This window comes from Anaerobium acetethylicum, from assembly GCF_900096945.1.
In the GTDB taxonomy this organism is placed as follows: Bacteria; Bacillota; Clostridia; order Lachnospirales; family Lachnospiraceae; genus Anaerobium; species Anaerobium acetethylicum.
This window is the reverse complement of sequence record NZ_FMKA01000011.1, coordinates 1-18,268: the sequence shown is the minus strand read 5'-3', so window position 1 is coordinate 18,268 and position 18,268 is coordinate 1. Positions and strand designations below refer to the sequence as shown.

The 18,268-nt window shown below is 43.4% G+C and carries 15 protein-coding genes and 2 pseudogenes; 14 read left to right on the top strand and 3 right to left on the bottom strand.

Features of this window, described 5'->3' with window-relative positions; all coding sequences use genetic code 11:
- The first annotated feature begins 48 nt into the window (after positions 1–48).
- The 11 genes from clpP to BJR36_RS10060 all read left to right on the top strand — a co-directional run bounded on the left by clpP (position 49) and on the right by BJR36_RS10060 (position 11,016).
- Complete coding sequence (gene clpP, locus BJR36_RS10105; RefSeq protein ID WP_091233631.1) at positions 49–630, top strand: ATP-dependent Clp endopeptidase proteolytic subunit ClpP; 582 nt, start codon at positions 49–51, stop codon at positions 628–630.
- Between the two features lie 82 nt (positions 631–712).
- A complete protein-coding gene (clpX, locus tag BJR36_RS10100; RefSeq protein ID WP_091233628.1) occupies positions 713–2,011 on the top strand; it encodes an ATP-dependent Clp protease ATP-binding subunit ClpX in 1,299 nt (432 codons plus the stop codon).
- A gap of 88 nt (positions 2,012–2,099) precedes the next feature.
- Positions 2,100–4,448, top strand: coding sequence for an endopeptidase La (gene lon, locus BJR36_RS10095; protein ID WP_091233626.1), 2,349 nt, complete (start codon positions 2,100–2,102; stop codon positions 4,446–4,448).
- Positions 4,448–5,128: a ribosome biogenesis GTP-binding protein YihA/YsxC gene (gene yihA, locus BJR36_RS10090; protein WP_091233624.1), complete on the top strand. Its 681-nt coding sequence runs from the start codon at positions 4,448–4,450 to the stop codon at positions 5,126–5,128. The genes lon and yihA overlap by 1 nt, the downstream gene beginning before the upstream one ends.
- 124 nt (positions 5,129–5,252) lie before the next feature.
- Entirely contained in the window at positions 5,253–6,374 is a 1,122-nt protein-coding gene (ytvI, locus tag BJR36_RS10085; RefSeq protein ID WP_091233621.1) for a sporulation integral membrane protein YtvI, read from the top strand.
- Between the two features lie 98 nt (positions 6,375–6,472).
- Entirely contained in the window at positions 6,473–7,054 is a 582-nt protein-coding gene (locus BJR36_RS10080) for a manganese efflux pump MntP (protein WP_091233618.1), read from the top strand.
- A gap of 23 nt (positions 7,055–7,077) precedes the next feature.
- Entirely contained in the window at positions 7,078–7,221 is a 144-nt protein-coding gene (locus BJR36_RS20300) for a hypothetical protein (protein WP_169823657.1), read from the top strand.
- 111 nt (positions 7,222–7,332) lie between these two features.
- The gene (locus BJR36_RS10075) at positions 7,333–8,406 is read left to right on the top strand and encodes a lipid II:glycine glycyltransferase FemX (protein ID WP_091233615.1); all 1,074 of its coding nucleotides are present in this window, start codon (positions 7,333–7,335) and stop codon (positions 8,404–8,406) included.
- A gap of 216 nt (positions 8,407–8,622) precedes the next feature.
- On the top strand, positions 8,623–9,843 hold the full coding sequence (locus tag BJR36_RS10070; protein WP_091233613.1) for an MFS transporter: 1,221 nt from the start codon (positions 8,623–8,625) through the stop codon (positions 9,841–9,843).
- On the top strand, positions 9,828–10,322 hold the full coding sequence (locus tag BJR36_RS10065; protein ID WP_242875524.1) for an NUDIX hydrolase: 495 nt from the start codon (positions 9,828–9,830) through the stop codon (positions 10,320–10,322). Before BJR36_RS10070 ends, BJR36_RS10065 begins: the two co-directional genes overlap by 16 nt.
- Before the next feature lie 241 nt (positions 10,323–10,563).
- Entirely contained in the window at positions 10,564–11,016 is a 453-nt protein-coding gene (locus BJR36_RS10060) for a DUF134 domain-containing protein (RefSeq protein WP_091233610.1), read from the top strand.
- Positions 11,017–11,084: 68 nt separating this feature from the next.
- On the opposite strand, the pseudogene BJR36_RS10055 reads toward BJR36_RS10060, so the two are convergent.
- From BJR36_RS10055 to BJR36_RS10040, 3 genes and pseudogenes are all read right to left on the bottom strand, one after another.
- Positions 11,085–11,564: pseudogene (locus BJR36_RS10055) on the bottom strand (ABC transporter permease); the annotation flags it as partial.
- A 260-nt stretch (positions 11,565–11,824) separates the two neighbouring features.
- Positions 11,825–14,260, bottom strand: a pseudogene (locus BJR36_RS10050) (M56 family metallopeptidase).
- 22 nt (positions 14,261–14,282) lie between these two features.
- A complete protein-coding gene (locus BJR36_RS10040; protein ID WP_091233601.1) occupies positions 14,283–14,657 on the bottom strand; it encodes a BlaI/MecI/CopY family transcriptional regulator in 375 nt (124 codons plus the stop codon).
- Positions 14,658–14,918: 261 nt separating this feature from the next.
- On the opposite strand from BJR36_RS10040, the gene BJR36_RS10035 reads away from it, so the two are divergent.
- The 3 genes from BJR36_RS10035 to tnpA all read left to right on the top strand — a co-directional run.
- Positions 14,919–15,281 (top strand): BlaI/MecI/CopY family transcriptional regulator, encoded by a 363-nt coding sequence (locus tag BJR36_RS10035; protein WP_091233598.1) that lies wholly within the window; start codon positions 14,919–14,921, stop codon positions 15,279–15,281.
- Positions 15,282–15,283: 2 nt separating this feature from the next.
- Positions 15,284–17,773, top strand: coding sequence for a M56 family metallopeptidase (locus BJR36_RS20710; protein ID WP_242875523.1), 2,490 nt, complete (start codon positions 15,284–15,286; stop codon positions 17,771–17,773).
- 261 nt (positions 17,774–18,034) lie between these two features.
- On the top strand, positions 18,035–18,268 hold a 234-nt coding region (gene tnpA / locus BJR36_RS10025; protein ID WP_408605719.1), incomplete at its 3' end, for an IS66 family insertion sequence element accessory protein TnpA.

The window sequence follows — 18,268 nt, the reverse complement described above, 5'->3', positions numbered from 1 at the left end:
GTAACCGGAATTGCAAAAACAACTTGATTTACAGACAGGAGGAGCAGCATGAGTTTAGTACCTTATGTCATTGAACAGACAAGCAGGGGAGAAAGATCCTACGATATTTATTCAAGACTTTTAAAGGAAAGAATCATATTTCTGGGAGAAGAAGTTAATGAAACAACAGCGAGCCTGATTGTTGCCCAGCTTTTATTTTTAGAATCAGAAGATCCTTCCAAAGATATACATCTTTATATCAACAGCCCTGGCGGTTCAGTAACTGCAGGAATGGCGATCTATGATACGATGAATTATATCAAGTCAGATGTATCTACAATCTGCGTGGGAATGGCAGCCAGCATGGGAGCATTCCTCCTGGCAGGCGGTGCAAAAGGCAAGAGATTCGCTCTTCCGAATGCAGAAATCATGATTCATCAGCCATCAGGCGGTGCTCAGGGTCAGGCTACTGATATCAAAATCATAGCAGACAGAATCATTGAGACAAAAAGAAAATTGAACGAGATTTTAGCGGCAAACACAGGACAGCCGATTGAAGTGATTGCAGTCGATACCGAAAGAGATCACTACATGAACTCGGAAGAAGCAAAAACATACGGAATCATCGACAACGTAATTACGAGCCGATAATCAGACAAAATAATGAAGGCCCCTGCTGTTTAGTGGGGGTCTTAATGCAACTTGATAGAGTTTTTAGAATAGAGGTGAAATGATGCCAGGAAGAAACAGTGAAGATAAAGTGAGATGCTCATTTTGTAATAAGACACAGGACCAGGTAAGGAAAATAATAGCCGGACCAAACGGCGCTTATATATGTGACGAGTGCGTGGATATCTGTGCGGAAATAATTGAAGAAGAATTTGAAAACGAACCGGAAATCTTAGAGGATATCAATCTGCTTAAGCCGGAAGAGATCAAGGCATTTCTTGACGATTATGTAATCGGCCAGGATGATGCAAAAAAAGTTCTTTCAGTTGCCGTCTACAATCATTACAAGAGGATTACGGCAGAAAAAGATCTTGAAGTGGAATTGCAGAAAAGCAATATCCTGATGCTCGGACCTACAGGTTCAGGCAAGACGCTTCTTGCCCAGACCCTTGCAAAGCTTCTGAATGTACCCTTCGCGATTGCGGATGCTACAGCACTTACGGAAGCAGGTTACGTAGGCGAGGACGTGGAGAATATCCTGTTAAAGCTTATTCAGGCGGCCGACTACAATATAGAAAAAGCGGAATACGGCATCATCTATATCGATGAGATCGATAAGATAACCAGAAAGTCAGAAAATGCATCCATTACCAGGGACGTATCTGGTGAAGGCGTACAGCAGGCTCTTCTGAAAATAATAGAAGGAACAGTGGCTTCAGTGCCGCCACAGGGCGGAAGGAAGCATCCTCATCAGGAGCTTCTCCAGATAAACACCACAAACATTCTGTTTATCTGCGGCGGTGCGTTTGAAGGTCTCGATAAGATAATCGAAACCAGAATGGATCAGAAATCCATAGGATTCAATGCGGAAATCGCCCACAGGAAAGAAGAAAACGTTGGAACCATACTGAAACAGGCGCTTCCGCAGGACTTCGTGAAATTCGGACTTATTCCGGAATTTGTAGGACGTGTTCCGATTACGGTTTCTCTCGATGCGCTGGATCAGGAAGCGCTTGTGAGAATTCTGACAGAACCAAAGAGTGCCATCATCAAGCAGTACAAGAAGCTTTTTGAACTGGATGGCGTGAAATTGAGTTTTGACAGGGAAGCGATCGAAGTGATCGCCGAAAAATCCCTTGCAAGAAAAACCGGCGCCAGAGGGCTCCGTTCAATCATGGAACACGTTATGATGGATCTTATGTATACGATTCCTTCAGATGAAACGATTGAATCCTGCCATATAACGAAAGAGGCAGCAGAAGGAACTGGTGAACCGCTCATTACAAGAAGGGATTCACAGTCTCCGAAAAAGAAATCAATAGCAAGCAAGATATTAAAGAAAGCTGATGACGAGACAGCTTAAATAATGCAGAAAAGATGATGTGGATGTGGGTATCAGCCAAAATGATATTTCTGCATCCACATTTGTCATTCAGTAAAGGAGAACTAAAATGAGTGATCGTTTCAGAAAATTGCCGGCAGTAGCATTGAGAGGCATGACTATCATTCCTGGAATGGTAATACATTTTGACGTTAGCAGGAAAAAATCCGTTAAGGCAATTGAAAATGCCATGCTGGAGGATCAGCAGGTTTTTCTTGTCACGCAGAAAGAAATAGATGATGAAAATCCTGATTTCAACAGCATGTACAAAATAGGCACGCTGGCTGAAATCAAGCAGGTAATCAAGCTGCCCAATAATGTGTTAAGGGTGCTTGTGGAAGGAAAAGAGAGGGCGGAGCTCAGCGGATTTGAGGAGACGGATGATATGCTTACGGCAAACATCGAGATTCTCGAAGAGGAAGACCTTTTCCCATTTTCACCTGCCACATCGGAAGCTATGATCAGGAACCTGAAAGAGATATTCTTTATATACAGCAACAGCAATACGAGAATTCCGAGAGAACTTCCAGTTACGGTTGGAAGCGTCCAGGGACTGAAAGAGCTGATGGATGCAATCATAACAAACATACCGCTTTATTACGAGGAAAAACAGAGGCTTCTGGAAGCCGACAATATACAAGAAAGATATGAGCTCCTTTCTGTGATCCTGAGCAACGAGGTCGAAATCATGCGGATCAAGCATGAGATCCAGACCAAGGTAAAAGAGAAGGTGGATAAGAACCAGAAGGAATATCTTTTGAGAGAGCAGCTGAAGCTGATCAAGGAAGAGCTGGGCGAGGATCCGTCCACTTCCGATGCAGACCGCTTCATGGCTGAGGTGGAGAACCTTCAGGCAAGTGACGAAGTCAAAGAGAAGATCATCAAAGAGATTGAACGGTTTAAAAGCATAGGACCGAACTCTTCTGAGAGCGCAGTCGAAAGGGGCTATATAGAAACCTTGCTGGAGATGCCCTGGGAAAAAGCGTCGGAGGACAATGAGGATATCAGGAACGCCGAAAGGATTCTGAATGAGGACCATTATGGACTTGAGAAAGTGAAGGAGAGGGTGCTTGAATTCCTTGCAGTAAGGATTCTTACGAAAAAGGGAACCACACCGATCATCTGCCTGGTGGGCCCTCCGGGAACAGGAAAGACCTCCATAGCCAGATCCATAGCCAGAGCCCTGAACAAGGAATATGTCCGTATTTCCCTCGGAGGAATCAGGGATGAGGCCGAAATCAGGGGACACAGGAAAACCTATGTGGGAGCCATGCCGGGAAGAATTGCTGTAGGAATAAAGTCCGCAGGCGTAAAGAATCCCCTCATGCTCCTTGATGAAATAGACAAGGTGAGCAGCGACTACAAGGGAGATACGGCATCTGCCCTCCTGGAGGTTCTCGATTCCGAGCAGAATGTAAAATTCAGGGACCACTATATCGAAATACCCATAGACCTGTCGGAAGTCATGTTCATCACTACTGCAAACTCTCTTCAGACGATACCGAAACCACTTCTGGACAGGATGGAAATCATTGAAGTGACAAGCTATACGGAAAATGAAAAGATCCACATCGCAACAGAGCATCTCATTCCGAAACAGAAGAAGAAGCACGGTCTTGAAGAACAGCAGCTGGTCATATCCCCGAAAGCGCTTAAAAATATCATCAGCGGACATACAAGGGAGTCAGGCGTAAGAAGCCTGGAAAGAGAGATCGGAGAGCTCTGCAGGAAAGCGGCCAGAGAGATTCTCGAAAAGAAAAAGAAGTCCGTAAAAATAACGGAGTCCAATCTCGAGAAATATCTTGGCAATGCAGTTTTCCAGTACGAGGCAGCCAACGTGACAGACGAAATCGGTATCGTAAGAGGACTCGCATGGACAAGTGCAGGCGGTGATACCCTCCAGATAGAAGTAAATGTAATGCCTGGAAAAGGTGAATTCAGGCTTACGGGACAGATGGGGGATGTCATGAAGGAATCGGCAATGGCCGGCATCAGCTATATCCGCTCCTTAAGCACGGAATTCGAAATACCAGAGGACTTCTTTGCCACACATGACATCCATATCCATATTCCGGAAGGTGCAGTTCCAAAAGACGGACCTTCCGCCGGCATCACAATGGCAACAGCCATGATTTCGGCAGTAGTCAGGAAACCTGTCAGGGCAGACCTGGCAATGACCGGTGAAATCACATTAAGAGGAAGAGTGCTTCCGGTAGGCGGGCTGAAGGAAAAGATACTCGCGGCAAAGAATGCGGGAATCAAAACCGTAATCGTACCTAAAAACAACGAAAAGGATATAGCTGAAATATCCATGGAGATAAAAAGAGGAATTGAAATCATTTATGCGGAAACCATGAAAGATGTACTTCCTCTGGCATTTGCCAAAGGGCAGGATGCCGGAAAAAAGGAGAAGAAATAATGATTGTTAGAAGCGTAAATCTAGAGACAGTATGCGGAGTAACCTCCGTTCTGCCTAAAAATGAAAAACCGGAAATAGCCTTTGCCGGAAAATCCAACGTAGGAAAATCCTCCCTCATCAACGCCCTGATGAACAGGAAATCCTACGCAAGGACTTCCGCACAGCCAGGCAAGACACAGACTATCAATTTCTACAACATAAGCGAGGAGATCTATTTTGTGGATCTTCCGGGATACGGATATGCGAAGGTATCCCTGGAAGCCAAGGCAAAATGGGGCAAGCTGATCGAGAAATACTTAAGGAGTTCGGATCAGCTGAAGGCGGTATTCCTGCTGATCGACATCAGGCATGAGCCTTCTGAAAATGACAGGCATATGTATGACTGGATCCTGAATCAGGGGTACGATCCAATCATCATAGCGACAAAGGCGGACAAGCTCAAACGAAGCCAGCTCCAGAAGCACGTCAAGATGATCAAGACAGGCCTGAATGTGGTACCTGGTACTGTAGTCATTCCATTCTCGTCCCTTTCAAAGCAGGGCAAGGATGAAATTATGGCTATTATTGACCAGATTCTGGCGGGTGAGACAGCAGAAGATTCTGAAGAGAATGAAAATGTAGAAGCGGACGCTGCAGAGAATGTAGAAACGGCGGACAAGGACAACAGCGCTGCGGAATAGGAATGGGGCGATCAGGATCCGATACACAGCGCGGTCTGAATATCCAGCTGCAAAACATGTAAGTTTTGGGAGAAAAACCAATATACATCTGTTATAATAAAGAAAAAAGCCAGGGGTGGTGCAGATGAAGTATTCAGTAAAATATTTAAAGATATTGACGAATTTCATGGTGTTGATTCTGGGGTTGTTTTTGGTGGTCTATATAGGGCCGAAAGTAGCAGTTTTCTTTATGCCGTTTCTCATAGGCTGGATCATCGCCATGATTGCGAATCCTCTTGTGAAGGTGCTTGAGAAAAAAGTCAAAATCCTTCGTAAGCACAGTTCTATGGGCATTATCATCGTGGTCCTTGGGCTGATTGTCCTTGGAGGATACTTTGGCATCGCAAAGATTGTGAAAGAGGCATCAGAGTTCCTGTCAAATGCGCCAGCCATGTACAAATCTCTTTTGGCAGACTTTGAGCAGGTAGGAGATAAATTCAAGATTATTTATGACAGGCTTCCGTCGGGCGTCCAGGAGAGTATTACGGAAATTGGAAAGAATTTCAGTGCTTATATTGGGAAAGCAGTGGAGACATTAAGCGTGCCTACTATAGAGGCTGTGAAGAAACTGGCATCCAATCTGCCAGCCATGCTTATTGCAATCATAATCACGATTCTTTCATCTTATTTCATGCTTATCGAGAAAGAAAAAATTTCTGCATGGGCAAAGAAGAATGTTCCGGAATCGATAAAACTGAACTACAGTATAGTTGGCAATAATCTGAAGCGTGTTGTCGGTGGATACTTCAAGGCCCAGTTTAAGATAATGGGGATTGTGGCAGTGATACTTTTCGCCGGATTCCTGATACTGGGAGTACGTTATTCCATCTTCCTGGCTCTTGTGATAGCAATATTGGATTTTCTTCCTTTCCTGGGAACGGGCACAGTCCTGATACCATGGGCGATTGTCAAGTTTCTGACTTCAGATGTTAAGATGGGAGTGGGCCTGCTTGTCATATACGGAGCAAGCCAGCTGATCAGGCAGCTTATACAGCCGAAGATACTGGGAGAGACCATGGGGCTCAACCCCCTTCCGACCCTGATATTCATGTATACGGGATATAAACTCAGCGGCGTGCTCGGTATGATAATCGCGGTACCCGTAGGAATGATCATCATCAATCTGTTCGAGGCCGGGATTTTTGACAGGACGATCAAAGATGTAAAGGAAATAGTCAGGGATATCAACAACTTCAGAAAATCATAGTCGGAAAATGATCCGGCGGTGGCAAAGGGCGGCTTTCTTGCGTTTTGCTCCCGCCGGATAGGTTTTGATTAAATTAATATTAACGGGAGAAAGAAAAAATGGGATTTTTAGAGTTATTGCTTGTCGGAATCGGTCTTTCCATGGATGCTTTTGCAGCGGCGGTCTGTAAAGGTCTGTGCATGAAAAAAGTATATATTAAGAACAGCCTGATAATCGGGCTGCTTTTTGGCGGCTTCCAGGGTCTGATGCCTCTGATTGGCTGGTTTCTCGGGAAACAGTTTGAAAACTATATTACCAGTATCGATCACTGGATTGCATTTGTACTTCTTGGATTCATTGGATCGAGCATGCTTAGGGAAGGCATTGGCGGTAAAAAGGAAGAAGAGGAGACCCTTTGTCCCATTGAAGGCGAAGTCCTGAATATCAGGGAGCTTGTCGGAATGGCAGTTGCGACAAGTATAGATGCCCTCGCAGTCGGCGTTACCTTTGCATTCCTGAAGGTGGATATCATTCCGGCAGTTTCGCTGATCGGAGTAACAACCTTCATCATTTCCTTTTTCGGGGTATTCGCCGGAAGTTATTTTGGATCGAAGTACAAAAGCAAGGCTGAAATTGCTGGTGGTGCAATTCTGATTCTGATTGGGCTTAGGATTCTGCTGAGCCATCTGAATGTGCTCTAGAAATTCCAATGATACCTTTCTGTATGGGAATGTTGGCAGGCGGCAGTCTCTCGCCTGAGGAAGCACAGGTCTGCTGGTTTGTGCCGAAAGACAGGACCGCCGAACTGGAGAAAAAAGGGGAACCGATTAATCTGGAGATGCCAGAGGATCAGCTGCGGCTGGAGTAAAATCTGGAATTCGGTATTTGACTATTGGCGTTAATACAGATATACTTTAAGTATTAGATTTATAAATATCAATACGATTTTGGAGACCAAACGCAGACAGGAAGTGAAATTATGATATCTGAAATTATGATTGATGAATCAGATAAATGGGATAAGATAGTTAATACCTTTGAAAAATATGATGTATATTATCTTTCGGGTTATGCGAAGTCGCTGCAGTTCCACGGAGACGGTGAGCCCATCCTCTTCTATTATGAGGGCGACGGGATACGGGCAATTAATGTAGTGATGAAAAGGGACATAAGCAAAGCCCCGCATTTCAGTGGGAAACTGGAGGAGGGCGCTTATTTTGACATCGCCACGCCATATGGTTACGGAGGTTTTCTAATAGAGGGGGAAGTCGGAGAGGACAGCCTGAAACGTTTTGACGAGGAATATAGTTTTTATTGTAAAGATAGGGGAATCGTCAGCGAGTTTGTGCGTTTTCACCCGGTCCTGAATAACAGCGCAGGCCTTGAAGAGATTTATCAGGTACGTGAGGCGGGTAAAACCGTATCTATCCATCTTGATTCACAGGAGCAGATCACAGAAGCGCTGTCAGGCAATACCCGACGGGAAATCAAGAAATCGACAGAATCAGGAGTAGAGGTCTTTTGGGGAAGGAGTCCATGGCTGTATCAGGAATTTATAACCCTCTATACGGCCACCATGGATAGAAGGAATGCCAAAAGCTATTATTATTTTGAAAAAGAATTTTTTGATGCATTGCTTAATGATTTGAAATACAATGCAATGCTGTTCTATTCTGTCTATGAGGGAAGAATCATTGCCATGGCATTAGTTCTGATGGCAAACCAAAAGATGCATTATCATCTGGCAGCCGGAAATATAGACTACCAGAAGTTCAGCCCAATGGCGCTCATGATTTATGAGGCGGCATGTTGGGGATGTGAAAATGGATTTGATACCTTTCATATGGGCGGAGGACTGGGTGGCTCGGAAGACAGCCTGTTCAGGTTCAAGAAGGGTTTCAACAGGAATGAAGCCAATGTATTCAGCCTTGGCAGTAAAATATTTGATGAAGCAAAGTATGCGCAATTAGCAGCCATGCGAAAGACGGAGGATGGCATAGACAATACGGGCGATTTTTTTCCGGTATACAGGGCGGTGCCGGGTACAGCATAATACAGGGCATATAAATCGAAAAGCTTAGCAGAATGTTCGGGTTCTGTTAAGCTTTGTGTAATTTGTGTGCATTATTAAGTGCCGTGATTTCAATTGCCTGCAAAGGTGAAATCACAAACGCTAAGAGTGAAAGTGTTTTTTCTTTCACTCTGTGAGACCATGAAGGACATAGTCCTGAATATTTATAATTTCAGAGACTGATAGAAGGTGAGTATAGTGAACAGACAGAAACAAGAATGGAAACGCAGATTTTATATACTTTGGACGGGACAGGCAGTGTCGATTTTGACAAGTTCGGTCATACAGATGGCAATCATATGGTATATGACGGAGAAAACAGGTTCGGCAGCCATCCTTTCCTTTGCCACAATGGCAGGATTCCTGCCGCATGCTGTTCTGGGGCCTTTCATAGGTGTACTGGTAGACCGGTATGACAGAAAGAAAATCATGATCATATCAGATCTGCTGATTGCTGCAGTAACCCTCATACTTGTCGTCTGGGGATTCTACACAGAGATACCGATCTGGCTGATCATGTCCGTCCTTTTTGTGCGTTCCATTGGAACGACTTTTCATATGCCTTCACTGCAGGCTGTCACCCCCCTGATTGTGCCGGGTGAGCACCTGGTCAAATATGCCGGGTATTCCCAGGCAGTGGAATCGGTTTCTATGCTGCTGAGTCCGGCAATTGCCGCTGCCCTGTATGGGGTATGGGACATCAGTACAATCATCCTGCTGGATGTTGCGGGTGCCGTTTTTGCAGCCGTTACCATAACAAGCATTGAGATTCCGGCCCTGGTCAGGGACGAAGAAGCTCAAACGCCCCATATGATAAGGGAAGCGAAGGAAGCCGTCGCGGTAATCAGGAAAGAACAGGGGATGATAGCGCTTTTATTTATCAGTGCGCTGTACGCAATCATCTACATGCCCATAGGGACCCTGTATCCGTTGATGTGCATATCCTATTTCGGCAGCACGTTTACAGAAGCCGGCATTGTGGAAATTCTGTTTGCATCAGGAACGCTGATCGGTTCCATTGCCCTGGGAAGATGGGGAGAAAAGATTGATAAAATCGGAGCCATAAAGAAATCGATCGGAGTCATGGGAATCGGCCTTCTGATATCCGGGCTGCTACCGTCGGGAGTTATCTGGATTTTTGGCGGTTTAGCCGCTGTGATGGGTGTCACGATTCCGTTTTACTATGGCGTTCTGACAACGATATTCCAGCTGAAGATAGAACCGGAATATCTGGGAAGGGTATTTTCCTTATCCATGAGCCTGTCAATGGTAGCGATGCCGGTAGGCCTCCTTTTGTCCGCTGCATTTGTGGATGTAATTGGCGTCAATATCTGGTTTTTGATATCTGGTGTTCTTGCAATCCTGCTGGCGTTTGTGTGTGCCATGCTGCCGTCGCTTCGTAAATGCTGTACGGAATGAAAGGAATTCTGACTGATGGAGGGAACAAGTTCATGTTAGAAATCAAGTTTTATGAAGAAGCAGATGACAGCCTTTTGAAACTGGCTGTCATAATAGCAAGGTCAGAGGGGAAATGGGTATTCTGCAAGCATAAGGAACGTGATACCTATGAGTTTCCCAGCGGTCACCGGGAAGAAGGGGAAGATATACTGGCAACGGCGAAAAGAGAGCTGTATGAAGAGACTGGCGCTTTGGAATATTCGTTGAAGCCAGTGTGCATCTATTCTGTCAATGGTTTTGACGGGATTGTCCGGAATGATGAAGAGACTTACGGCATGCTGTATTTTGGAGATATAAGCAGGTTTGGCGAAATGCCTGATTTTGAGATGGAAAAAATCGAGCTGTCTGAAAGGCTTCCTGAACACTGGACATATCAGGAAGTGCAGCCCAGACTTATGGAAAAGGCTATTTCTGTTTTGTTTCAAAATGGAAAGATTTAAAGGATATCTACAAATAAATCGTAGCTATTCAGGACTACGTCCTTCATAGTGACATATGAGGCACACAAATTGCAAAATCAGCAATTTGGCGCACGAATGTCTCGGGTTTTTATGCAAAATCAGCATAAAAACACCTCGCGAGACAGGGGTTCTGAACAGTTACAATAAATCGTCTTTTCACGCTCCCTTTTAGGTGTTATGATAGTAGCAGAATAGATTGGATAGATTCAGGAGGAAAAAGATGGCCAGACCAACGAAATTCAGAAGAGTGGAATTCTTCCCAAGCGATACATACTTTGTTCCGTTAGGAAAGCCGAAATGTGAACTTGAGGAAGTTATATTAAAAGTCGAGGAGCTTGAAGCAATGAGGCTTAAGGATGTAGAGGACCTTAATCAGGAGGAGTGCGCAGAAAGGATGCAGGTCTCCAGACAAACATTCCAGAACATTATAGATGAGGCAAGGCGCAAGGTTGCCATCGCTCTCAGCGAAGGGAAAGCGATCAGTATAAGCGGCGGTAGCTATAAGACAAGCCTGTGCAAATTCAAATGCATGGACTGCGGTACTGTGTATGAAATTAATTTCGAACAGGATAAGAGACTGTGTCCCTCGTGCGGTTCTAAGAACATCATGTGCGGTAAAAAGGCGGAGGCCTGTAAGAAGTGGTGCAGCGGAAACGAGAAGCAGCAGCTTTAATAGAATAGCAATATTAAACATACTAAAAACAGATGCCCAGCCGGGGAAATCCGGCCGGGCATCTGTTTTTAGTGGATCCACTTCTTTTTAATATTTCGGGTGCTTATGATAAAGAGGGTGAAGCCGAAGGCAACAAGAACAGGAAAGGCTATCCAGGGGCTGATGCTGCCTGATCCGTTAATGGAGCGCTTCAGGATATCAGCGCCGTAGGTCAGGGGGAGGATGTAGGAAAGGGGGCGCAGAAACGCCGGCAGGCTGCTGATCGGAATAAACAGACCGCACAGAAACATCATAGGGAAGCGGAAAAAATTAGAGAATGTCTGAGCTTCGAATACCTCGCTGACCGAGACGGCAATAAAAAGACCCAGAAAAGTAGAGGTGATGGCAATCAGGACGACTGCAGCAATTGCATACCCCCAGTTGATGCCAGAAAGGTCTGTCATAAATGATGCAAACAGGACCGGGACAAAGGCGTTGAGGATTCCGAACACGATGGCTCCCGTTGTCTTTGCAATCATTAGTAGATTAAGGCTTATGGGCGCCAGAAGAAGGCGCTCGAAAGGGTGTTCAACTTAGGGATTTACGAAACCAAGTAAATTTTTGACCGACTCTCTTCAAGCGGAGGCTCGAAAGCAAAGACTGCACCGAAGGATAAAACTTTTAGTGCAGTCTTTCTTAATGTTGTGTTGTTTTAGATAAATACTTTATTGGTTCCCAGATATTTCGATTTGTCATATCTTCCGGACAAATACGATGAGCAGCTTATCCTACAGCTGATTGAAAAGATACCATCTACGAGGATAAATAATTAATCTGAGATAAAATCATCCCCGTAGTCGAGTAGTTTATATAGTTCCCTTGTAATCTCCTTGTCGAACATGATGTTAGGTCCATTATCCATTGCGATACCGGTGCAACTATCGCCATTGAGCCATCCAAGCTCAGTGGTACCATCCGAAAAGGTAAAGCAAAGCTCGATATTATAGCCGCAACTTCCATACCCTGTTACGATTTTTGCGGTTTTGAGCATACGTTCAGCCATATCCTGTGCTGCGTCTCCCTCAAGTGTAGCTGTATTGCCTACTTTTGTCGTATCATGAAAATTTAGCACACGCATGTCGATGCGAGTTACATCGTGCAAGCGTTTAAGATCAAATTTCGACCCCCAAGTATCAATGAGTATTTGGCCAAGCGCGGACGATTCAATACGCCAGCTTTCATGAGCATACGTGCTGTCAACACTCCTTACGCTGATATCCACATAAACATCCTTTTTGTGGCGAATGGGGCCCCAAAGTTCAATGCGATTGTAGACGTTCCCGTCGGTAAGAATATACAGGTTGAGCCGATAGTCTTGAAAATCAGCCTGCGCCCAATCGATGCGAGATGCTTTTGGCAATACTTTTGCGACGTTGATTTCGCTGATGATCTGTTTCAGCGTCGCTTCGTCAATGAATATGGACTCTTCCTCGCGAGGACGAGTTGGCAGGAACGCAAAAGCCAGTCGGCCGGATGGTATAGAAACGGCTGCGCCTTCTATAGGCAGATTCGTCTTGTTGTCGGTTTCCCAATAGGTATCGGGGAGCAGTTTTGCGTTAATAAACGCCTTGTTTAATTCGTTATTTTCAGAAGAAACCCTCGGCAAACCACCGGGCATTAGCTCCATATCTTCGTTTGGGTCAGAGACTGGAGGCGAGGTTTCAGCTAGATCATCTCTATGCTTGCTGATAAAAGCCGCTACATCCTCTGTTCGAATGTCTATGGCATCCTCCGGCTCCGTATTAGTGCGAAGGCTGATATACATTGGCTCATTATCGGGATTGCCTCCGCCTATCCAAAGTGAGAACAAAGGATTGATTTCATAAACACGGATATAGAGGCCAGAGCCGGCTTCTACATAAGAAAATTGTTCAAAATCTTCCCACGAGAGCTCTTCACCTTTTTGAGAAAGAATAATCACATCATTGAGAGATAACCCGCCTTTATTACCGGGTGCATCAGATCTGTTGCTCCCGGCACAGATGTTGCTGAGGTATCTTGAAAAATCGTCATTCTCAATTCGGTAATATTCCCCCTGATACATCAAACCTACATGAGTGCCGTCGCTGTTGTAGCTTGCAATCATGAATTGCTCCATGCCTTGCGCTTTTATTGACAGCGAATACACAGGCGTAAAACCGCCATAATCATTATTTTTTCTGCCAATCTCCAAATCTCGCAGACGGTCTTTTAGTTCACCAAGCTCTGCGTCATTCAATTTGTAAGATGTCGGCTCGTTAGGTCTCATATCTAATGTGTTAGCCCAAGTTATCTGAATAGTACTGAAAGAGATTGGAGCCTTCTTTGGATTTGTTAGAAAGCATACAGCCACGACGAGGCAGATGATAATAGCAACGAAGACAAGCCAGAAAGTAGGCTTTTTATAATTCAGCACGTTTTTCACCCTCTCTTTCACACCAATCTCTCCGAAAGCAAGCGGACATGCATCAATCATGCGTCGTGGCACACTGCATGAAAGTAGCGCATCCGAATAATCCGCCCGCTGATCTGCACACAATTCTTTGATCACTCCCTCATCACAGGCGAGCTCAATATCCCGGCAGAGAAGAATATACGCCACCCACAACACAGGATTGAACCAGTACAAAGCAAGCAGTAAAAAGCCAAATAGCTTGATCCAGTGATCATGCCGCTTGATGTGCGTTTATTCATGGGCAACTACATGAGATATATCTTTTTCGTTCATATTAAATGACAGATAGATGCGAGGGCGCAATATGCCAAGCACAAAGGGCGATGCAACATTTTCACTCTGATAGATGTTATCCCGGAGCAACACGGCAGTCTTTACCCGCCTGCTTAGATGCAGATAACTGATAACCGTATAGATAAGCATGGTGGCGATGCCAACAGTCCAAACGATAGCAGCTATTGGAATCCATATTTGCAGTGGATTTGCACTGGCCGTAGGATTGGTGGCAAAATATTCCGTAATGATGGGATTGACCACGCTGTTTAATGCAGGAATACCACTATGAATTATAGGTTCCTGAGAGTAAATAATTTCCGGGCTGATTGTTTCCGCAGTAGGGATCAGGCTCAGGATGCTTTCGAAGGAAAAGGGCAAAACGAGCCGCAGACCGACGATTCCCCATAGCACAGGATTCAGCCATTTTGGGGCCTTTTTTAGTAATAATCTTAGAATGATCACAACAAGCACAAGCCAGCTTGCGGATATGCTCATGTTGATAAATTTGAAGAATATATCAGCCATTGCGATCCCCCTTCCTGTATCGATCAATCATTTTCTGTACTTCATCGATCTCCTTATCTGAAATCTGCTGGTGCTTTGTAAATGCAGTTATAAAAGCCGGTAGCGAACCCTCAAATTTCTTTTCTACAAGCTCATCGATCTCGGCAGCCTGCACTTCATCCTTTGAAATTAACGAAGATACGATTGAGTTTTCGTTTTTCAGAATACCACGTTCGGAAAGGCGTTTGATGACCGTATATGTGGTGGTGGGCTTCCAGTCGAGCTGCTTTTTACACAGCTTTACAAGCTCGCCGCTTCCGATAGGCTCATGTTCCCACAGAATAAGACAAAAGCGATATTCGCTCTCAAATACTTTCGGTGTCTCCATACTAGCCGCTCCTTTCTCTAATGCAATAGAGTATACATAGAGTCTAACTGGTTAGAGTGAAAATGTCAATAGAGTTCATAAACACAGCATTTTTTTTTACCGTCAACTTGGAGATAAGTTTTATTAGTTGACTGTTTCTTTAATTAAACAATGCAACTGTGAATATTTTGTAATACATCATAAATTATCATTGACATTTTAGTCTATCGGGTATAGACTTATAAAATAAAGTCGATATTGAATAGACCAAGGAGGTTTATCATGAAATATTATAAACTCGCAGAAACTGAAGAAAAGTTTGCTGAATTAATCTGGCAGAACGAACCGATTGGTTCCGGCGATCTTGTGAAGCTAAGTGAAAAAGAAATGAATTGGAAAAAGTCTACAACATATACAGTACTTAAAAAGTTATGTAAAAAGGGCATTTTTCAAAATGAAAATGCGGTGGTTTCATCTCAAACTTCAAAGGATGAATATTATGCCAAGCAAAGTATACGTTTTGTTGAGGATACCTTTGGAGGGTCACTGCCGAAATTTCTAACATCTTTTATCAGTGGTAAAAAATTAAGTAATAATCAAGCCGAAGAGTTGAAAAGATTGATTGATGAGCACAAGGAGGTGTAGCAATGAGTGAACTATTTCTTACTGTTTTAAATATGAGCCTTACGGCAAGCTATGTAATCCTTTTTGTGATACTCATCAGACTATTACTTAAAAAAGTGCCAAAAGTCATCTCCTATGCCTTATGGGGTGTGGTCGCTTTTCGCCTTATAATTCCATTCTCCTTTGAAAGCATGTTTAGTCTAATGCCACGGAATACGAATGCTGTTCCGATCCCCCATGATATCATCTATCAGCAAAGTCCGCAGATTAATAGTGGGATAGGAGTGGTAGATTCATTTGTAAGCGAATCACTTCCTGCACCGACTATTGGGGCAAGTGTGAATCCACTTCAGATATATGTGGAAATAGGGGCGTATATCTGGGTTTTTGGCATAATAGCATTACTTATTTATAGCCTTGTATCAATTTTGATCTTAAAAAGACAGCTTAAAAGTGCACAAATAATAGAGAACAATATCTTCGAAGCTAAGAATTTGAAAACACCGTTTGTGCTTGGATTAATAAAACCCAAGATATATTTACCTGTTGGACTTAACGCTACCGAAAGAAGCTATATTTTGCTACATGAACAAACCCATATCCACCGAAAAGACCACATCATTAAGGTGTTAGCTTTCCTAACACTGTCCGTCCACTGGTTTAACCCCCTTGTGTGGATTGCATTCATGTTAATGAGTACGGATATGGAACTTTCCTGTGACGAAAGAGTATTGAAAGAGATGCATGAAGATATAAAAAAACCTTATGCTAATTCATTATTGTCGCTTGCTATCGGAAGACGCATTTTAAATGGAAGTCCGCTTGCTTTTGGCGAGGGGAATGTAAGAGGGAGGATTAAAAACGTGTTGAATTATAAAAGACCAAGATTTTGGGTTGTGCTTGTTTCGGTCATTATTTTGATTGGCACTTGTATCACACTGCTATCAAATCCTGCTGTCAGTAAACAGGATTTATCGATGCTTAACATCAAAAATCTTGCAAAATTATCATATCAAAAGAATGAACTATTAGTTTCCCGTACACCGGGAAAGAATGAAGGCTTTAATGTCTCAGCACGAGCCATAGCGGAGTATTTGGATAATGCCAAATGGTCTGAAAAGAAAATGGACTCACCACTAGAACTATCAGCTGATCTGCAAATAGAATGGAATGAGGATCAAGAACTACGATTTTTCGAATCGGAACCCCTTCTTGCGATGGTTCGCATGAATGAACAGTGGAGATATTACACAATAGGCCAAAACGACTATGAAACAATGCTTTCTATTATTGAAACGGCATCTAGTCCTTCGGGCACAACGGATGTGGCGTATCATACCGAGTATGATAGGGTAAGGATTGAGTTTCTATCCGACATGATGGGTTTTAAGTCGGCAAACCAGTTTGAAACAACCCATTCCCCAATAGTTGCATACATCGATTCAACGCTCAGAACCAGCCTGACACCTGTGCAGGAGGATGACTTGGAGAATAATCATACAAATCAGTATTCGATAAAATTGTCTAATGATATTGGCGGATATAGCTGCAAGCTTTACTACGATACGCTGTATAATAAAGCCTATATTGTAAAAGATGGCGGTCTTTATGAGTTAGGAACAGATTTTGCACGTTATATTGATTCATTTCTAGAGAACAGTAACATCGACTTTTATATAGATGACGCCGATGTGGTGGCTCTGTTTCAGACGTATGGATGGACACTGGATTACCAAATTAGCGCTATGAATAACAAACTTAACAACATCAATGTCTTAACTGGTTTTAATCCAAATGCATATTATTTTGCGTATAATAATGAGTTGTCAAAGGATGTAGGTTTGGATATGAACGGATATTCCAATAGTGCCAACATTGACGTTAAAATTTATCGAATCCATGAGAGTATGCCTCAGGAGTTTTATCCAATACAGGATTCCAGGGGAATTGTTGTAAAGAAAGATGACAAAATAATTGGCGCGTTCATTAGTGCTGGTCGTCATAGTGTTTTTAACGCTTGTAGTCTAAGAGGGAATAGTTTTGAAAAAGTGACCGGCAAAACAATTTACGGGTGGCTTAATGGTATGGTCAGAGCGGATAATATCGAAGAAAGACTCTCCAAATTAGAGCCGGAACAGGTAATCCAGGAATATTTCACAGCACTGGATAATAAAGATGCAAAATTAGCTGGATACTGTATTTCAAAAAAAGCTCTACTTGGGAATTTAACATCAAACATTCAGAATGAGGAATTATTTAACGAGGGGATTGGGTTACCGTTAACTGATAGTGATATTGGAGCAAAATCAAGTTTTGATAACCTAAAATCCACAAAACTATTTAATACCGAACTGATTGATGAACCCGATAAAAACACTAAAATCTTTAGAGTGACAGTAAATCTTCAATACAAAAAGGAGTTGACCATCAGCAGCGGAGAGCAGTTTTGGGATTGCCGTATGGTTTATGAGACTCCTCAAACGGGATGGAAAATAGAGGGCTTTGGACATTAGAAATTTTGAGTAAATATGTTCTCATCTACCGATACCGAACAGGCAAAGTGTGGACTGTATCTACCGAACCGACAGGTTGAAAATGTGATGTTGTTGTAATTAAAAAAATCCAAACAAGCCACCTAAACCGAGCATTATCCCATATTCTATATAAACGATCTCTGTGGACGATGGAGTGTAAGTGATTCAAAAAACAGCGTCATTCCAAAGAACTCCAGATCATGATATGCTCCCTAAAAGAATAATTCTAGGAGGCATCAAATGAAAAATGAAAACATTTCTCTTTGGCAGCGAAGAATAGCAGATAAAAAATCCAGCGGATTAAAACTGGATGATTGGTGTGCACTGAATCAGCTGACAAAGCACGCTTACTATTACTGGAAACGAAAACTTGCAGATCTGGAAATCAGCAGCTCAGATGCATCACTATTTGTTGAAGTTCCTGCCGAACCAGCTGTGAAAAAAGGAACTGCGTCTGATACAATGCTGATTCAG